19 protein-coding genes and 1 riboswitch are annotated in these 18,515 nt (G+C 44.0%); of the genes, 18 read left to right on the top strand and 1 reads right to left on the bottom strand.

The window, feature by feature from the left end; all coding sequences use genetic code 11:
• Window positions 1-119: 119 nt before the first annotated feature.
• The 14 genes from M1J35_RS16665 to M1J35_RS16600 all read left to right on the top strand — a co-directional run bounded on the left by M1J35_RS16665 (window position 120) and on the right by M1J35_RS16600 (window position 14,104).
• The gene (locus M1J35_RS16665; RefSeq protein ID WP_254651772.1) at window positions 120-1,280 is read left to right on the top strand and encodes a D-alanyl-D-alanine carboxypeptidase family protein; all 1,161 of its coding nucleotides are present in this window, start codon (window positions 120-122) and stop codon (window positions 1,278-1,280) included.
• The gene (locus tag M1J35_RS16660) at window positions 1,273-1,866 is read left to right on the top strand and encodes a nucleoside recognition domain-containing protein (protein WP_034758232.1); all 594 of its coding nucleotides are present in this window, start codon (window positions 1,273-1,275) and stop codon (window positions 1,864-1,866) included. Before M1J35_RS16665 ends, M1J35_RS16660 begins: the two co-directional genes overlap by 8 nt.
• On the top strand, window positions 1,867-2,394 hold the full coding sequence (locus tag M1J35_RS16655; protein WP_034758235.1) for a spore maturation protein: 528 nt from the start codon (window positions 1,867-1,869) through the stop codon (window positions 2,392-2,394). It begins immediately after the preceding gene.
• A 645-nt stretch (window positions 2,395-3,039) separates the two neighbouring features.
• Window positions 3,040-3,771 carry a pseudouridine synthase gene (locus M1J35_RS16650; protein ID WP_034758238.1) on the top strand — a complete coding sequence of 244 codons (732 nt, stop codon included), beginning with the start codon at window positions 3,040-3,042 and terminating at the stop codon, window positions 3,769-3,771.
• A gap of 256 nt (window positions 3,772-4,027) precedes the next feature.
• Window positions 4,028-4,558 (top strand): thiol-disulfide oxidoreductase ResA, encoded by a 531-nt coding sequence (resA, locus tag M1J35_RS16645; protein ID WP_034758241.1) that lies wholly within the window; start codon window positions 4,028-4,030, stop codon window positions 4,556-4,558.
• Between the two features lie 31 nt (window positions 4,559-4,589).
• Window positions 4,590-6,266 carry a cytochrome c biogenesis protein ResB gene (locus M1J35_RS16640; protein WP_254651771.1) on the top strand — a complete coding sequence of 559 codons (1,677 nt, stop codon included), beginning with the start codon at window positions 4,590-4,592 and terminating at the stop codon, window positions 6,264-6,266.
• Complete coding sequence (gene ccsB, locus M1J35_RS16635; protein WP_034760586.1) at window positions 6,247-7,422, top strand: c-type cytochrome biogenesis protein CcsB; 1,176 nt, start codon at window positions 6,247-6,249, stop codon at window positions 7,420-7,422. The genes M1J35_RS16640 and ccsB overlap by 20 nt, the downstream gene beginning before the upstream one ends.
• Before the next feature lie 121 nt (window positions 7,423-7,543).
• Window positions 7,544-8,260 (top strand): response regulator transcription factor, encoded by a 717-nt coding sequence (locus M1J35_RS16630; protein WP_034758246.1) that lies wholly within the window; start codon window positions 7,544-7,546, stop codon window positions 8,258-8,260.
• Window positions 8,257-10,020, top strand: coding sequence for an ATP-binding protein (locus tag M1J35_RS16625; protein ID WP_254651770.1), 1,764 nt, complete (start codon window positions 8,257-8,259; stop codon window positions 10,018-10,020). Before M1J35_RS16630 ends, M1J35_RS16625 begins: the two co-directional genes overlap by 4 nt.
• A 256-nt stretch (window positions 10,021-10,276) precedes the next feature.
• Window positions 10,277-10,831 (top strand): RNA polymerase sigma factor SigX, encoded by a 555-nt coding sequence (sigX, locus tag M1J35_RS16620; RefSeq protein WP_224519596.1) that lies wholly within the window; start codon window positions 10,277-10,279, stop codon window positions 10,829-10,831.
• A complete protein-coding gene (locus M1J35_RS16615; RefSeq protein WP_254651769.1) occupies window positions 10,803-12,020 on the top strand; it encodes a hypothetical protein in 1,218 nt (405 codons plus the stop codon). The genes sigX and M1J35_RS16615 overlap by 29 nt, the downstream gene beginning before the upstream one ends.
• Before the next feature lie 5 nt (window positions 12,021-12,025).
• Window positions 12,026-12,187 (top strand): hypothetical protein, encoded by a 162-nt coding sequence (locus M1J35_RS16610; protein ID WP_254651768.1) that lies wholly within the window; start codon window positions 12,026-12,028, stop codon window positions 12,185-12,187.
• Between the two features lie 51 nt (window positions 12,188-12,238).
• Complete coding sequence (locus M1J35_RS16605; RefSeq protein WP_254651767.1) at window positions 12,239-13,132, top strand: peptidoglycan DD-metalloendopeptidase family protein; 894 nt, start codon at window positions 12,239-12,241, stop codon at window positions 13,130-13,132.
• Window positions 13,133-13,246: 114 nt separating this feature from the next.
• A riboswitch (FMN riboswitch) is annotated at window positions 13,247-13,381 on the top strand.
• A gap of 153 nt (window positions 13,382-13,534) precedes the next feature.
• On the top strand, window positions 13,535-14,104 hold the full coding sequence (locus M1J35_RS16600) for an ECF transporter S component (RefSeq protein WP_034758259.1): 570 nt from the start codon (window positions 13,535-13,537) through the stop codon (window positions 14,102-14,104).
• Window positions 14,105-14,208: 104 nt separating this feature from the next.
• On the opposite strand, the gene M1J35_RS16595 is transcribed toward M1J35_RS16600, so the two are convergent.
• On the bottom strand, window positions 14,209-14,457 hold the full coding sequence (locus M1J35_RS16595) for a ferredoxin (RefSeq protein WP_034758261.1): 249 nt from the start codon (window positions 14,455-14,457) through the stop codon (window positions 14,209-14,211).
• Between the two features lie 223 nt (window positions 14,458-14,680).
• Between M1J35_RS16595 and M1J35_RS16590 the strand changes: the two genes are divergently transcribed.
• From M1J35_RS16590 to M1J35_RS16575, 4 genes are read left to right on the top strand one after another with little or no spacing between them, the layout of a single operon-like run.
• Window positions 14,681-15,745, top strand: coding sequence for a YpbB family protein (locus M1J35_RS16590; protein WP_254651766.1), 1,065 nt, complete (start codon window positions 14,681-14,683; stop codon window positions 15,743-15,745).
• On the top strand, window positions 15,723-17,195 hold the full coding sequence (locus M1J35_RS16585; protein WP_254651765.1) for a RecQ family ATP-dependent DNA helicase: 1,473 nt from the start codon (window positions 15,723-15,725) through the stop codon (window positions 17,193-17,195). Before M1J35_RS16590 ends, M1J35_RS16585 begins: the two co-directional genes overlap by 23 nt.
• 9 nt (window positions 17,196-17,204) lie before the next feature.
• A complete protein-coding gene (locus M1J35_RS16580; RefSeq protein WP_254651764.1) occupies window positions 17,205-17,804 on the top strand; it encodes a CPBP family intramembrane glutamic endopeptidase in 600 nt (199 codons plus the stop codon).
• Complete coding sequence (locus M1J35_RS16575; RefSeq protein WP_159362181.1) at window positions 17,797-18,489, top strand: LysM peptidoglycan-binding domain-containing protein; 693 nt, start codon at window positions 17,797-17,799, stop codon at window positions 18,487-18,489. The genes M1J35_RS16580 and M1J35_RS16575 overlap by 8 nt, the downstream gene beginning before the upstream one ends.
• The last annotated feature ends 26 nt before the right edge of the window (window positions 18,490-18,515 follow it).

Raw genomic sequence — 18,515 nt, 5'->3', positions numbered from 1 at the left:
ATCGTGATAAACCTTTCACTTGTACAATCTGCCCTTTTGCTTTCGAGATTTCACTCATATTACCCCTTGTCCTCTCATAAACTTGTACAAACACGTTAGATTTAAAGGAGTAGATGGGTGTGAATCGAAAGAGAGCGAGATTTTACATATACTATTTTCTAATCATTGCTTTTCTGTTTGTCTCTGTTTCCAATAAGGTTCTGGCTGCACCTTCAGTCAGTTCACAAAAAGCAATCTTAATGGATCAGGAAACAGGGCGCATTCTATATGAAAAGGATGCCCATACTCAAAGTCGCATTGCCAGCATCACGAAAATCATGACCGCGATCCTTGCCGTCGAGTCCGGAAAGATGGATCAGGAAGTAACCGTATCTCAGAACGCGGCCGGTACGGAAGGCTCCTCCCTTTACTTGAAGGCAGGAGAGAAGATAAAGCTTGAGGATCTCGTGTACGGATTGATGCTCAGGTCAGGGAATGATGGGGCAGTCGCCATTGCGGAATTTGTAGGGGGAAGCCTCGACGGTTTTGTCTATATGATGAATGAAAAGGCAAAGGAAATAGGGATGGAAAATACTCATTTCTCCAATCCACACGGTCTGGATGACCATGAAGATCACTATTCGACAGCGTATGATATGGCCGTTCTCACGAGATATTCCATGGAAAACGATAGGTATAAGGAAATTGCAGGCACCAAGGTCCACACCGCCCCTAATCCAGATGAAAAGTGGGACCGCAAGTGGAAAAACAAAAATAGACTGCTGACCGAATTATATAAATATAGTACAGGAGGGAAAACGGGTTATACAAAACTGGCAAAAAGAACGCTCGTTTCCACCGCATCCAAGGATGGGGAGAATCTGATTGCCGTGACCCTGAACGGCCCTGATGACTGGAATGACCATATTGGGATGTTTGAATACGGATTTAAACACTATGATTACAAAATCGTCCTGGACAAAGGCAAAATTGAAAAAATGGATGATAAAATCTATAAAGACCATACCTATCTCAAGCGGGAATCTGTATTAACCTTGACGGATGATGAAGTGGATAAGGTCAAGGTGGAGTATAAGATGTTGAAGCCAAAACAGGAATGGTTAAAGGGCCAGCATGTGCCTGAGGTAGTCGGGAAGGCAGTGGTTTATTTAGGTGACAAGGAAGTGGATACCCTTCCCGTTTTTTATAAAGCATCACCTGAAAAGAAAGAAGAAAAAAGCTGGTGGAAGTTTTGGGCTTATTCCTTCGAATCCATCATAGGGGTACGGGACCATGGTTAACTTGATCTGGGTGGGGATGACCATCATCGGGTTGATATTCGCCATCATTAACGGAAAAATGGCAGAAGTGAATGAAGCCATTTTCACTTCAGCTAATGAAGCCGTTACCTTATGCATAGGATTGATCAGTGTATTAGTGTTTTGGCTCGGGATTATGAGGATCGCCCAGGAAGCGGGATTGCTTGATAAATTGGCTAAGTTGTTCAGGCCATTTGTGAAGAGGCTATTCCCGGAAGTGCCCGATAATCATCCGGCAATGGGGTATATCCTTTCCAATATGATGGCTAATATGTTCGGCTTGGGGAATGCTGCGACCCCCCTCGGGATCAAAGCTATGGAGCAGTTGAAAAGCTTAAACGGTGGAAAGGATGTGGCAAGCAGGTCGATGATCACATTCTTGGCGATCAATACCTCCAGCATTACGATCATTCCGACAACGGTGATCGCCATCCGTATGAAATATGACTCTGCGTCGCCAACTGAAATCGTAGGACCCACTCTGATCGCCACGATGCTGTCCACCATTGGTGCGATTCTGATCGACCGTTATTTTCATTACAGGCGAACCCGTCGAGAGGTGAAGTAAATGCAATGGATATCCACCATTTCCTTATGGCTGATACCGATCATGATTGGATTTATATTAATCTATGGGACCATCAAAAAGGTCCCGACGTATGAAACATTTGTTGACGGTGGAAAGGAAGGGATCAAAATAGCGGTATCGATCATTCCCTTTCTGATTGGGATGCTGGTGGCCATCACCATCTTTCGGGAATCGGGTGCCCTTGAATTCTTTGTTGGTCTGATCCGCCCCGCATTGCTTGCACTCGGCATCCCTCCGGAAATCGTCCCTCTGGCCATCATCAGGCCGATTTCCGGAACTGCTGCCCTCGGCATGATGAGTGATATCATCGCCACCAACGGCCCTGATTCCTTCATCGGAAGACTCGCTTCCACCTTGCAGGGAAGCACGGATACAACGCTATATGTACTGACCGTATACTTCGGTGCAGTCGGCATCCGGAAGATGGGGGATGCCCTGAAAGTAGGTCTCCTCGCCGACCTAGTCGGAATAGCCGCCGCCATCTTCATCGTCACCATCATGTTTTAATGATTGGCTGTCATTGTAACTTTATGGTTTTGACGAAGCGAGAAGTAGTTGATTTCCGCTTCAGGTGCTCGCTTTCCGCGGGGCTGGCGGTGAGCCTCCTCGGCTGCGCCTCCGGGGTCTCACCTGTCCAGCGTTTCCCGCAGGAGTCGAGCACCTTCCGCTCCAATCAACTTTTCAAAGTGGGTTTATTTCCCTAAACTCGAAAATATGGTGTTTGATCCCGATCACATCACGCTGTAAAGAGTAAAGGGATTTATTATAACAAATCCTCTATAACATTACTGAGTTTATGAAAACCTCTAGCTCTGCCACCAATTACTTGTTTAAAGGGTGAGGGGAACTGCGTAGACTCCTACGGAAAACGGGCGTGTCGAGACCCCGGAAGCGAACTGTGCTGAGGAGGCTCGGCCGAACGTCCGTGGAAAGCGGAGCAGTTCCCATCACCCTAAAGCACACACCTGTAGGCAGAGCATTTAGGAACAATATTTAAAGTGTTAATCATCAGCCTCACCTTGCAGGAAAGATGAAAAGGCATAAAGGGATCGACTGAATTGGTCGATTTTCCTTTATGCCTTTCTATTTTGCCTGGATTGTGTAATAATTCATGAAGGTAAATGTATTGAAAATTAAATGAGGTGAAAGACCGTGGAACGATTACAAAAGGTAATTGCTCACAGTGGCGTGGCGTCACGTCGTAAAGCAGAGCAATTAATTATAGAAGGTAAAGTAAAGGTCAATGGGAAAGTCGTGAAGGAACTTGGGACGAAGGTATCACACTCCGATCGAGTTGAAGTGACGGGCATCCAGATTGAAAGAGAAAATAAAGTATATTACATGCTTTATAAACCAAGAGGGGTCATCTCCGCTGTAACAGACGATAAAGATCGTCAGGTGGTAACGGATTTCTTCCCTGAAATCGAGGAAAGAATTTATCCTGTCGGCAGACTTGATTATGAAACGTCAGGGATCCTCCTGTTAACCAATGATGGCGACTTTGCCAATTCCCTTATGCACCCCAGCAATGAGATTGAAAAGACGTATGTGGCAAGATTAAAAGGGATTCCGCCTAAATTCAAGATCCGTGAGCTTGAGAAAGGAATTAAGCTGGAAGACGGAATGACCGCACCGGCTAAAGTGAAGGTCCTCAGCATCGATAAAAAGCAGGGGAAATCAATCGTGGAAATCACGATTCATGAAGGAAGAAACCGTCAGGTCCGCAGGATGTTCGAAGCCCTGGGGTATCCTGTTCAAAAGTTGAAAAGAGAAAGATATGCATTCCTTTCGCTCCACGGCTTGAATGCTGGAGAGGGAAGAGAACTGACACCACATGAAGTGAAACAATTGAGGGCGCTCGCTGAAACAGGCAGTATCCACTAATGTCCACTATGGAAAGTGTCACATATCCTTCATATAATTTACATTAACTTTAAAGTGATAAATGATATAATGAGAAAGGAATTTTACCCTGAAATCATGGGATATTTCTCTGCTCATTATGAGGATATGAAACCGTACATTATGGCAGGGACTGATTTCATAAGTGGACTCTTATGACTTCAGGCCCTTTGCTACTGTAAAGAGAGAAAAACTTCTCCATTCTTGAGAACGATTTCAATTTGGGAGGCACACGTAAATGAATAAGAAAAAGCGCAGATTGCTCATCCGGACCATTATTCTCATTGTGCTGACTTCTGCAGTTGCATATACCCTTTATGCAAACTTTACGAAGGACGAAAGAGGGATGTTAAAGGCAGGCGATAAGGCACCGGATTTTGTCCTTACGGATATGGATGGGAATACACACCGCCTTTCCGATTATGAAGGAAAAGGGGTCTTCCTTAACTTCTGGGGAACATGGTGCAAGCCGTGTGAAAGGGAAATGCCTTACATGAACAATCAATTTAAGAAGTACCAGGATCAAGGTGTACAGATTTTAGCGGTAAATGTAGGGGAATCCGATTTCCTCATTAATCGATTCGTTTCAAAACATGGGTTAGAGTTCCCTATATTAGTAGACAAGGAAGAGGAAGTGCAGAATGCATACGGGATCGATCCACTTCCTACGACGTTCCTGATCAACCCTCAGGGAGAAATTGAGAAGATCATAACGGGTACGATGACAGAAAACGATATCATTGAAGATTTAGAGAGCATCAAGCCGTAAGGCAGTTTAACTTGAAATAAGGAGTTTTAGCATGAAAGAGATTAAATGTGTATGCGGTCATGTGAATCCAAATGGTACAGTTCTCTGTGAATCCTGTGGACGGGCTTTAACGGAGGAAGCAAAGAATGAAAAGCTCCATGACATGCGTTACGAGGGGAGTGCAAGACGTTCCCAAACGTATAATAAATCAATTATAGATAAGATTTGGAATTTCTTTTCATCTGTGAAAGTGGGCGTATGGTTAATCGTCATCACGCTTATTGCTTCAGCAGTGGGAACGATACTGCCCCAGGAACAGTATATTCCAAATGGTCAGCCTGCAGATGAGTACTATGAAGATGTTTATGGTTTCTTCGGAGAATTATACTATACGGTAGGGTTCCATGATCTTTATAGCTCATGGTGGTACTTGCTATTGATTGCATCCATTGGGGTTTCCCTCGTCATATGCAGTCTGGACCGTGTGATCCCCCTCTATCGCGCCTTGAAGAATCAGCGTGTCACAAGACATGCCGGCTTCTTGAAACGCCAAAGGATCTACGGGAAAACGGACACGGCCGAATATGAAGAGCCACTTGGAAAAATAAAAGAAAATCTGACCCGGAAAAAATATAAGATCCGGGAAGAGGATGGGAATATCCTTGCAGAGAAGAACCGGTTTTCAAGATGGGGTCCTTATGTGAATCATATCGGTCTGATCATCTTCCTTTTCGGTGGCATGCTTCGATTCGTTCCGGGGATGTACATAGACGAAACGGTGTGGATCCGTGAAGGAGAGACGAGAGCCGTTCCGGGGACGGACCAGGAATATTACTTGGAAAACAAAGGCTTCACCCTGGAGACATACGACAAGAATAAGGATAAAGAAGTATTCGGTGAAGCGATTGACAAAAACGGGACCATTGCGAAGAATTTCCAATCGGATGTGATCCTGTATAAGGAATCAGGAGATCGCGTTCCCGGTCAGAAGGCAGAACGCGAGAAAGAACAAGAGGAGTCCATTAAGGTAAACCATCCTCTTAAATTCGGGAATTTTGCTGTCTATCAAACAAGTTATAAACTGGATGAATTCAAATCCATGTCTTTTACCCTGGATAACAAAGAGTCGGGGAAAAGCTTCGGTGAATTCACAGTCGATTTATTCGACCCTCAAAACGCCTATACGTTTGAAGATGGGTATAAAGCAGAACTTATGGGATATTATCCGGATTTTTCCGGGTTCAACGAGCAGGGTGAACCCCAGACGAAATCCCCGCTTCCGAATAACCCGGCATTCCTGTTTAAATTGTTCTCACCTGAAAAGCCCGAAGGTGAAATCAGTTTTGTAGGAATCCGAAAAAACCTTGAACCTTTAGGGGAAAATGACTATAAATTATCATTTGCCGGTGTCGAGACGAGAGATGTATCCGCCTTAACCGTACATAAAGATCTTACCCTCTGGATCCTGGCCCTTGGAGGAGCCATCTTCATGATCGGTGTCATACAGGGTGCCTACTGGCATCACAGAAGGATTTGGATCAGGCGGAGTGATGATGGGGATGGAGTCATCGTAGCCGGTCATACGAACAAAAACTGGCATGGTTTGAAAAATGAAATCAGCTTTGTATTGGAAGGCAGTGGAATCAATGAGCCTGTCGATCAACAACAAAAGGACGAAGTAAGGAGGAATGAGGATGTCAACGACAACAATGGCAGAGTGGAGCAGTAATTTACTTTACGTATCCTTCATCATGTATTTGATCGCGACTCTGTTTTTTGGCGGGAGTATCCGTCAAAAGAATACAACGGAAACGAACCAGAAGAAATGGGGCTTTATCGGAATTGCTTTAACCCTTGTCGGATTTGCCTCTCAATTGGGGTACTTCTTTCTTAGATGGGGGGCTTCGGGACATGCACCGGTAAGTAATTTATTCGAATTTACAACCTTTTTCGGTATGATGCTTGTCGGGGCATTCATCATTCTTTACTTTATGTATAAGACGACGATCCTTGGTGTCATCGCACTGCCATTCGCCCTTTTGGTGATTGCATACGCCAGCATGTTTCCAAAGGACATCAGTCCACTCATCCCCGCCCTTCAAAGTGATTGGTTGAAGATCCACGTCACAACCGTTTCAGCAGGGGAAGCGATTCTTTCCATCAGCTTCGTAGCAGGGCTGATCTACTTACTGAAATCAGTTCAGCATACAAAAGGCAGCAGGCAGTCATTCTGGCTCGAGACAGTGATGTATTCATTGGTTGTCGTACTGGGGTTTGTTGTCGCATCGACGGCATTTACCCTTGGCCATTATGAAGCGAACTTTCAATATGTGAATCAACAGGGGGAAGAGGCCATTTCTGAATACACGCTCCCTGCCCTGGTAGGTCCGAATAAAGGTGAATTATTGAGCGAAGACGTGATGGAGCCACTCGTTGAAATGCCTGCTCTCATCAATGCGAAGAAATTAAATACCGTGATTTGGTCATTTATGGTCGGGACAGTCATTTATCTTCTTCTCCGCTTGATCTTCAGAAAGCGGATCGCAGCTAAGATGCAGCCACTCGTAAAGAATGTGAACCTCGACCTGATGGACGAAATCGGTTACCGTTCCGTATTGATCGGATTCCCGGTATTCACTCTCGGAGGACTCATCTTTGCCATGATCTGGGCACAGATCGCCTGGACCCGTTTTTGGGGATGGGACCCTAAAGAGGTTTGGGCATTGGTTACATTCTTATTCTATGCAGCCTTTCTCCACCTCCGCCTGTCCAAAGGCTGGCATGGGGAGAAATCGGCATGGCTTGCTGTTGTAGGGGTTGCAATCATTCTATTCAACCTTGTAGCGGTTAATCTTATCATTGCCGGGTTACACTCATACGCTTAATCAATCGTACCGAAAGGAAGGAGCTGACAACCATGAGAATCCAATTCTCTTTCCTGTCAGCTTCTTTTTTTATACAAAATATAGGATAATATAGTGTAAATATACAAAGGGGGATGTACCCATGGAGGAAAATATTCGCATTCTGGTTGTTGATGATGAAGATCGAATCAGAAGACTGTTAAAGATGTATTTGGAAAGGGAAAACTATGAAATCGATGAAGCGGAAAATGGGGAACAGGCGTTAGAGATGGCCCTCGAACAAAACTATGATTGTATTCTATTGGATATCATGATGCCTGGAATGGATGGAATCGAAGTGTGTCAGCACCTTCGGGAAAGCAAGGCGACCCCCGTCATCATGCTTACTGCCAAGGGTGAAGAAGTGAATAGGGTACAAGGTTTCGAGGTCGGGACCGACGACTATATCGTGAAGCCTTTCTCTCCCCGTGAGGTAGTTCTCAGGGTGAAGGCACTATTAAGACGCTCCACGAAGTCAAGCTTCATTCAGACAGATGCAAAAGCAAAGGACCTGATTGTTTATCCGCATCTGACAATCGATAATGATGCCCACCGGGTGTCGGCGGATGGGATCGATGTCAATCTGACTCCTAAAGAATATGAACTCCTCTATTTCCTTGCGAAAGCTCCTGATAAGGTATTTGATCGTGAGCACCTGTTGAAGGAAGTATGGCATTACGAATTCTTCGGTGATTTGCGTACGGTGGATACCCATGTGAAACGATTACGGGAAAAGCTGAACAAAGTATCTGAAATGGCTGCTAAAATGATCGTAACCGTATGGGGAGTAGGCTATAAATTCGAGGTAACAAATGAATGAGGCTTTGGCGTAGTGTAGTAGGGAAACTGTGGGTGACCATCCTGCTCCTGGTTTCCTTTGTATTATTTATTCTCACCATCTTATTGCTGGAATTCTTTCAAAATTACCATGTTGGTGTAGTCGAGAAAGAATTGACCAATACGGCTGAAAAAGTAGCCAGGGTCATCGAGAATCATAATGACCTGACCCTTGGAATGGAACTTGGGAAAGAGATCATCGATGAACCTGTCAATATCATTATTTCCTTGGATCAAAACCAATCATTATATTCTCAGGATTCGACGGTCTTTCAAAAGAAGATCCACCATTATATCTCGAAGGATAACAAGCTTCAGTCGGTCAAATCAAAAGAAATCACCGTGAAAAAAGAGGTTGAACTGTCCAAGGAGTCGTCTAATCGATATGAGAATGTCATTGTAGTCGGCACGCCCCTTCATATCAATGGGGAAGATGGTGCCGTTTACCTCTATCAGTCCTTAGGGGTGATCAAGGATACGACACGACAAACCACCAAGCTGATTCTGCTTGCGGCAGGGATTGCCATCATCCTTACGACCATCTTTGCCTTTTTCCTCTCCACCCGTATCACTGCTCCGCTCCGGAAAATGAGGGAGGCTGCTTTCGAAGTGGCAAAGGGAAAATTCGATACAAAGGTTCCAATATTGACAAAGGATGAAATCGGTGAACTTGCTACTGGTTTCAATCAGATGGGAAGGCAGCTGAAGTTTCATATCAACGCACTCAGTCAGGAGAAAGAACAGCTTTCATCCATTCTCAGCAGTATGGCTGATGGTGTCATCACCTTTAATCGGGACGGGACCATCCTGATCACAAACCCCCCTGCTGATCGTTTCCTTCAACACTGGTATTACGAGCAAAGTGAAGAGGGTGAAGAAGCCATTCCGACGACAGTAAGGGAGTTATTGCAGAGTGTGGTCGTAACAGAAATGGAACAGACGGATGAACTGAGTCTGCAAGGGCGTTCCTATGTAGTGATCGTGAGTCCCCTGTATAATAATAACACCATCAGGGGAGCGGTCGCGGTGGTTCGGGACATGACAGAAGAACGGAGATTGGATAAGCTCCGCAAGGATTTCATCGCCAATGTATCCCACGAACTTCGCACCCCCATTTCCATGCTGCAAGGGTATAGTGAAGCGATCGTGGATGATATTGCCGGATCCGAAGAAGAGAAGAAAGAAATTGCGCGCATCATCTATGATGAATCGCTTCGCATGGGAAGGCTCGTCAACGATCTCCTGGATCTCGCCCGCATGGAAGCCGGGCATATCACCCTGAACAAGGATGTGATCGGTGTTGTGCCTTTCACGGAAAGGGTGACAAATAAGTTCATCGGATTGGCCAAGGAAAAAAAGGTTTCCATTTACTTTGAAAGTGATGTGGAACTGAATAAAGAGATTTTCATAGACCCCGATCGAATTGAACAAGTATTAACGAATCTCATCGATAATGCTCTGAGGCATACGCCGACGGGAGGGGAAGTGACGGTTTCCCTGACGGAAAAGAAAGGTGGATTTCTGTTCCATGTCAGGGACACGGGCTCCGGTATACCCGAAGAAGACCTTCCTTTTGTATTCGAGCGCTTTTACAAGGCAGATAAAGCAAGAACAAGAGGAAAGTCCGGAACAGGTCTCGGCCTCGCCATCGCCAAGAATATCATTGAGTCCCATAAGGGGCATATTCAGGTGCAAAGCAAAGTCGACCAAGGGACAACCTTCACTTTCTTTCTCCCTATTTAGGCAATTATCGATCATCTCCATAGAAACATGACGATTTTTCTTGTTACATGGGAAACATTCTTTATTTTTTGCTCTATTTCAAGAAGGCTGTTGAAAAAGAGAAAATGGGCCAGCAGGGTGATTTCCCTGTTGGCTTTTTTCATGCGGTTTTAAGGTCAATATAGGTCTTTCCTTTTCACCTAAATAATACTATATTGATAGTGTGTAACTTTTTTACATAGGTAAACGACTAATCATTTGACGGGGAGGGAATAAAGTGAACTCCGTTTTTGAAAAATTATACTCTGCTTATCATCAGGATGTATTTCAATTTCTCATATACATGGTACAAAATAAACAGCAGGCAGAAGACCTGGCTCAGGAAGTCTATATCCGGGTGCTTAAATCCCATGAGAATTTCGAAGGGAAAAGCTCCGAAAAGACATGGCTTTTTTCCATTGCGAAAAATGTTGCCATCGACCATTTCAGAAGACAGAAAAACTGGAAGAACCGTATTCTGGATAAATTCGATTGGAGTCGCAATGAAGTAACAGACGACGGGGCACTTCCCGAAGAGATCGCCGTTGCCAATGAAGAAATCCAGGTGTTGTATGAATGCTTGAAACACTGCACAACGGACTTTCGAATGGTCATCATCATGCGTTACTTACAGGAACTTTCAATCTCTGAAACCTCTGAGGTGCTTGGCTGGTCAGAAAGCAAAGTAAAAACGACCCAGCATAGGGCCATTAAATGGTTGAGGATTGAAATGAATCAACGGCTCCCAAAGGAGGAAAGAGACATTGAACCAGTCAGAATGGAAAGATCGTGATATCGAGGACCTCATCAAAAAACTTCCTCAAATCAAAGATGATCGAACTTCTCACTATATCCATGCACGAATGGAAAGGAGAAAAAAGAAAAGTCAAAGCTCATTTAAACGATTCATACCGGCAGTCGCTGCACTTGCCGCCATATTCATCATGTTCTTACTCGCTCCCACCGTTCTGAATCAACTAACGGATACCAGTATGGAGAAATCCGAATCGGGTGCGGAACCAGGCAGCTCAGAAAATAAAGGGGACATCGCTTCTCTTCAGAAAGAAAGCGAACTCCCTCCCCGATCCAGTAAAGAAGAGATAGTCGCTGCGACGGAGGCTGATCCAAATGAAAACAGCAATCTGACGATGTCGGAGGATCTAAAAGAATCCCCCAAAAGGCTTTCTCTTTATGAAGAAGATCTAAAGGGAAGTGAATTCTATTCCTTTGGACTTGTTTCACCTGAAGCAGTGCCCATACCTGTAACGATTGTGGAAGAACAGAGACAGGAAGACTGGTTGACAAGACATGAGCAAATTGGTGAGGAACTGCCGGAAACCGACTGGGGACTTGAAGACTATCTGCCTTTAAAGGGAGATGTGTCCCTTGACAAGAATAAGGTCATCTTCACCCTCGATCCCGATCATTCTTACAGTGGCAGCAGTGCAGTCGAATACGCTTTTTATCACTCTCTTCAATATTCATTCCAGCACAAAGGGTTAGATGAAGTTGTACTGAAAAATCAGGACGGTTCGGTCCCTCAATTCAGTTCGACGGGAGAATTCTCAAGTATTGATCTGAACGAAAAGACGCACAGTGCATACTATCTATACTCACCCAATGGGAAGGACCGCTTCCTTGTACCTGATAATGTAAACAGAGGGGGGATCAAGGAGTCGATCCAGGCAATGAAAAGTGCAGAGACGGGCCTTTTTCAAAGTGTCGTCCCGAAAGACATCAACTTTAACGTGACAGAAGCAAATGAGGTGGTCACAATCAGTTTTTTAAACGAATTGGATTTAACCTCTTTAGGCGAACAAACCGCACAGGAGCTGATCGAAGGAATATTGCTGACAAGCAGGAGCTCTGGCTTTGAAAGTGCCCGGTTTGAAAACATCAAACAGGAAAGCTGGAACGGCTTTGACTTCACAGAGCCCCTCGAGACACCGATCAGTCCGAATAAAAAGAGCGTTGTGAATTAAATATCATGGAAAAGACCAGAAGCGGATTTGATCCGAATCTGGTCTTTTTATTTATACGCTATAAAAACGAATATTTACCCAATACACAGACAAACTACACAAAGGAAAAATATCTCAAAAAGAATGCCTATGCATGTAATGAGGGGGAAACGGTTAGAATGGTGTAATACATATAGAAGTCAAGGTACGTCTGTCAATAAGACCGAAGGAGGACAAGCATGATTTTCGATTATGCAAAAAGGCTTTTCATCGTTTTTCTTTTAACGGTAAGTGTATTCATGATGTTCTTAACCGAAAATGCAGCAAACGCAGAGCTGGATAAGGTGTCAGGTGACACATCGTCCTGGACATTTCCCGTAGAAGGTATGATAACAGATTCATATGGTACAAGGTCGGGTTCTCACAAAGGCATGGATATCGGAGGGGACATCGGGTCGCCTGTATATTCTGTCGCTAAAGGAAAAGTGATCAAATCTTATCTTTCAGATAGCTACGGTCATGTTGTATTCATCAGGCATGAAAATGGATATGAAACCGTCTATGCTCATCTTCAAAGCAGGCTTGTGGATGAAAATCAGGAAGTGGCACAAGGTCAACAACTTGGACGGTTGGGGAACACTGGAAGATCAACGGGGGCTCATCTCCATTTTGAAGTACACAGAGGGGAGTGGACGATTGATAAAGAAAATGCAGTCGACCCTTATCGTGTATTCGGTCAGGGGGAAGTCGGACAGCTGGTATTTGCTAAAGAGAAGGATCCTTTCCAGGCAGTAGGTGTCTCTGGGACTCCGGAATCGCTTCCTGAAGAAAGTGTAGCCGAGGGAGTGCACATCGTCCATAAAGGCGAGACTCTTTGGGGGATTTCCAGACAATACGGGATGTCAGTTGAAGAAATCATGCAGAAAAATGAATTGAAGAGCTCCGTGTTAAAGGTCAATCAGAGGTTGATGATTCCAGCATTCTCCCCTAAAGGGCAATATGTAGTGAAGCAAGGGGACACACTGTATTCGATCTCTAAGGCGCAGAGGATCGATATGGATGAACTGGTGTCGAGGAATGACTTGAACCCGGCATCGGCGATTTATCCCAGGCAGGTGCTGAAGGTGAATTGATGATGTCACACACAGCATGGGAAAGGGAAAACACATAATTAGTTCGAATTCGAACTGTTTTTCTTCACATAACACTCAACTTTATGTATAATGAGAATGTATAAAAAAATAAAGATTCGTCTTCGGGGCAGGGTGAAATTCCCTACCGGCGGTGATGAAACCACGTGTTTCTAAGCCCGCGAGCCTTTTGGGGCAGGATTTGGTGCGATTCCAAAGCCGACAGTATAGTCTGGATGGGAGAAGATGAAGGTGATGGCCACAACGTTTAGAAAATGGGAAGCTAAACGTTTATTAGGGTATGCCTTTCATTCTCCGGGATATGTTTATCCGGGAGTTTTTTAATGCTACCTTTTGCTTGAACCGTCTTCGATTTGAGATGAATCTCCTAAAGGAGAGAGAGTTATGAAAAAAATGAATACGAGAATGTTTGTCACAATTGGTATGCTAAGTGCCATATCGTATGTACTAATGTTATTCAACTTCCCAATTCCACCATTTCCAAAGTTTCTCATGGTTGATTTCAGTGATGTACCTGCATTGATTGCGACGGTCACACTGGGACCGCTTGCAGGAATATTGGTCGAACTGTTTAAAAACGTGATCGATTATGTCATGACCGGAAGCGACACAGGTGTTCCGATTGGTCATGCAGCCAATTTTATTGCGGGAGTCCTTTTGATTCTTCCGACATATTACATCTATTCACGTTTTCAATCGAAAAAAGGTCTGTTGATCGGACTGATCACAGGAACCGTCGTAATGAGTATCAGCATGGGGATCCTGAATTACTTTGTGTTCCTTCCTGCTTATAAATACTTCATGAACTTTGAGCTTCCTGCTGAAATCATCATTACCGGAATCGTTCCATTCAATATCCTGAAAGGGATTTTGGTGACATCCGTATTTACTTTACTATTTGTCCGCCTTCAAGGCTGGCTATCAAGACAGGTTGCCTTAAACAAAGCGGCATAGTGATATTATAAAAATGAACCCCTCAACCATATTGAGGGGTTTTTCTATTGGATTCCATCCATAAAAAAAGCTAAGAAGATCGATCTTCTTAGCCCTCATCCTTACTATTCAAACTTCAGTGCATCTCCGTCGAATGGTTCGTCAGATACTTTAATGGAATCTGTCGGGCAACCTTCGAATGCATCGATCATATCATCTTCCAACACGTCAGGAACTTCAACCGTCCCCTGGTTATCATCTAATGTTACAAATGCAATACCTTCATCATCATAATCGTAAATATCTGGAGCGGCAGCCCCGCATGCTCCACATGCAATGCATGTATCCTTGTCAACGATCGTATATTTTGGCAAAGAAAAAACCTCCCGAATAAATAATTCTATATAATTCATCATTATACACAATGTCAATTTGTGAAAAATCACTTAATGTTTATTTTATAGAGGATTGGATGACTTTTCAATAGTTAGGTGCTTTCTTTTTATTTTTATCCTATATATGAAAAACAAAACATGGTGAAAAGCCAATTTCATGGTACAATATTTGACAATAACCTACATATTAAGGAGGAGAGCATTGACCTATCTTAATTATGTGATCCTATATTGTTTTATGCACATTAATGGAGAGCGCTCCATTTACTCTGTATTTCACATTCTAAAAGGGAAGAAATCTTCCCAATCGATTCAGGATGCACACATTTTTCATCTGCAGCCTTTTTTCCTTTCTTTACCTAAGTTGAAGCGGCCGTATTTCAATCAAAAGGTAAGGGAACTGGAAGAGGCCGGATGGATGACCGTTGGTGAAAATGATAATGCCATAGTGTCATCCGAGGGTTCTAAAGCCGTGAAACAGTATTTTCTTGATGAGACCTTCCCTTCAGAAATGAACGGTCTCATCCATGGTGATAAAGCCCGTCTATTCTGGATGAGGTTAAGCCTCCTGGTTCAGGTCCTTTCCAATGCGAAACGACAGGAATTCCTCTATTACCCGGTTCAGCGGAACAGACATATACAGGAATGGGTCAAGAATTGTATCAGGGCCAATCCAAACTGTGACAATCTCTCGTCCCTCTTGTTCAAAGAGCTGTCCACCCTGCTGAATGTCCAGGAAAGTGATCCATCTTTATTGGTGTATCGATTAACTGGATATAAGGACTATGGCTGGACGGAATTTCAGGTGGCAGAGCAATTGGACATGGATCTTGAGGAGTGCCGCTTCCGATTCCTTAATTTGCTTCACGGTATGTTGACAGAAATAGAAAAGGATCCTAAAGGCTTTCCGTTATTATATTCCATGGGCTTGAAAAGTGATCACCGACAGAACCTGACCTTATCGACCAGCAAGACCTACGACTTGTATAAGAGGGGGCATTCCCTTGAAGAAATCGCCCGGATCCGTAAATTGAAACTCAATACCATCGAGGACCATGTCATCGAGTTGATCTTAACAGAAGAAGGTTTGGGCATTGATCCCTTCATTACCAGGGAAGAATACGTAAACGTACTGAAGGTGATGGAGGAAGCGCAGACGAAAAGACTTAAGCCCATTAAAGAAAAGCTCCCTCATTTGAGCTATTTTCAAATCCGGGTGGCTATCGCAAAGGCAGGTGAAACAAGTGAATCTGCAACAAGAACTTAAAGAAAGATTCGGTTACTCTTCCTTTAGGGAAGGACAGGAAGAAATCATCCATTCCGTGCTGAATAAACGGGACACAGTTGCTATGCTCCCGACTGGGACAGGGAAGTCACTGTGTTATCAGCTGCCCGGTTATCTGATGGATGGGCACGTGTTGATCATTTCTCCCCTGCTCTCTTTAATGCAGGATCAAGTGGAGCAGATGAAAGTGATGGGGGAAAAGCGGGTCATCGCACTGAATTCTTTTTTGCCCTATATGGAAAGAAGAGAGGCTTTGGAACGATTACATCTGTATAAGTTCATCTTCATTTCCCCTGAAATGTTAATGAATCGAGGGGTCATATCCTCCCTGCAATCTTTGGATATTTCCCTGTATGTAATCGATGAAGCACACTGTATATCTCAGTGGGGACCTGATTTCAGGCCGGATTATCTAAAGCTCGGGGAACTGAAGAAGCTGCTCCACAATCCGACCACCCTGGCATTGACGGCAACGGCGACGGAGGAAGTCAGGGAAGACATCAAGAAGGTGCTTCAAATGGATCATGCTGTTGAAATGGTCTATTCAGTCGATCGTGGGAATATTGGATTATTTGTTAAGAGGGTGTCCGGACCAAACGAAAAGCTGAACACGTTGTTAGAATGTGTGAGAGCGTGGGACGGTCCGGGAGTAGTGTATTTCTCAAGTAAACGTATGGCTGAAGATATTGCTCTCTGGCTGTCAGAGAACGGTGTGTCAGGAGTGGCACACTACCATGGTGGGATGGAGCAGGAGGACCGGATCTTGATTCAGCAGCAATTCCTTTCCGGGAAGCTTAGAATGATCTGTGCAACCTCGGCGTTTGGAATGGGAGTGAATAAAGAAAATATCCGTTTCGTCATTCATTTTCATTTCCCCTCCAGCATCGAAGCGTTTTTACAGGAAATTGGAAGGGCGGGCCGCGATGGAGAAAGTAGTGTATCTGTCGTGCTATACTCAGAACAGGATCTTTCCTTGCCCCTTCAGTTCATCGAAAGTGAGTTGCCCCAAGATGATCAAATTCAGAGGTTTATCGAAGAGGGCAGAAAGGGACAGTCAAAGGAGTTAATCGAACAGCTTCAACTTACAGAGGTGCAGTATCGATTCCTGTTGTATTATACAGAGGAGTTGACCCGGGACATGCCAATTGATCAAGATAGATTACTAGAAAAAGTGAAACAAATCCGGAACAATCGTTTACAATACAAGAAGGACAATCTGTACTCAATGATCAACTGGCTTCAGGCCGTTACGTGCAGACGGGAGAAGCTTCTCCATTATTTCAATGAAAAAAAGAATGTCGATAACCCATATTGTTGTGATCGATGCGGTGATTCACTCGATGATTTCAAGACTGAGCCATTCGCGTTAAATATACAAGAAACCGGCACTGCGAACTGGGAGAAAAGGTTAGAAAATTTATTATTAGGATAAGTGGTATCAATGAAGAAACAAGGGGAAATCATTCAACAGCTTTCCAAAAAGCAATTAACTTTCCATTTGTATTTTACTCAATTTTTACTATTAACGATCGCCTGTGTGTTAGGTATATTTTTATTTGACACAACGTCCGAATTCTTGAATCAAATCAGGTTTTCCCCTGCCATCTTTACGGTCGGGATGTCGAGCGGTCTCCTGATCGTCCTGATCGATATCCTCCTGATGAAGGTGTTGCCTGCTAAATATTACGACGATGGCGGGGTCAATGCACAGATATTCACAAATAGAAGCATGGGGGAAATCGCTCTTTTAGCGATGTTTATCAGTGTAAGTGAAGAGGTTTTATTCAGGGGTGTCCTTCAATTTCACTTTGGACTGATCATTTCAAGCATTATTTTCGCTCTCATTCATTTCAGGTACTGGGCTCACTGGTTTTTAATCATCAATATCGTATTGCTCAGCTTTTGGATCGGTTTCATTTATGAATTCACAGATAATTTATTGGTTACGATCATCATGCACTTTGTCATCGATTTTTTACTGGGGTTACATATGCGTAAGAATGGAAGACAAAGAAGTAAAGAAGGGATGTCACATGAGTAAAGACCCATATCGAGATCAGGCAGCGAAACGGAAGATAAAAATTGAACGAGTCCCTGAGGAAACACCCGTCAAAAAAAGGGAGCCCCTTCCCCCAAGAAGTGAGCTGCATAGAGAGAAACATAAAAAGAACAAATGGAAAATGAAGTACCCATTGATCAGTATGCTGCTCTTATTTTTTATTTTATTGCCTTTGACCGTTTTTGGCATTTATTCTTATCTCGATCACAGAAATGGTCCCCTCGTCGTCATGTCCGAAGATATAGATGACGTGGTTGAAGTCCGTTATGACCAATCTGAGGATGAACAAGAAGATAGTGAGGCTGAGGCTGCCGTCGCCCCTCAAAAGGAAGAGGATCCTCCTGAAACGGACAAGGAAAATGCAACATCGAAAGAGTCCGCTTCCACTACTGGTGAGAAGAATCAACAAGCCTCGGCACCGCCGCCTAAAGAAACAGTGGAAGAAAAGCCGCAGGAACAGATAAAAGAAGAACCAAAAGAAATAGAGAAAGAAGAGCCAAAGGTCAAGATTGTGTATCATACGGTTAAACCACAGGAAACCTTGTATCGGATCGCCATGAATTACTACCATTCCCCATCAGGCGTTGACCGGATCAAAGAATGGAATAAAATTCAGGATACAGACATTCAGACAGGCCAAGTGTTGGAAATTCCGTTAGATCAATAAAGCACCCTCCCCAGAATATGGGGCGG

This window comes from Rossellomorea sp. KS-H15a (assembly GCF_024195245.1).
GTDB lineage: Bacteria > Bacillota > Bacilli > Bacillales > Bacillaceae_B > Rossellomorea > Rossellomorea vietnamensis.
This window is presented reverse-complemented; position numbering and strand designations above follow the sequence as displayed.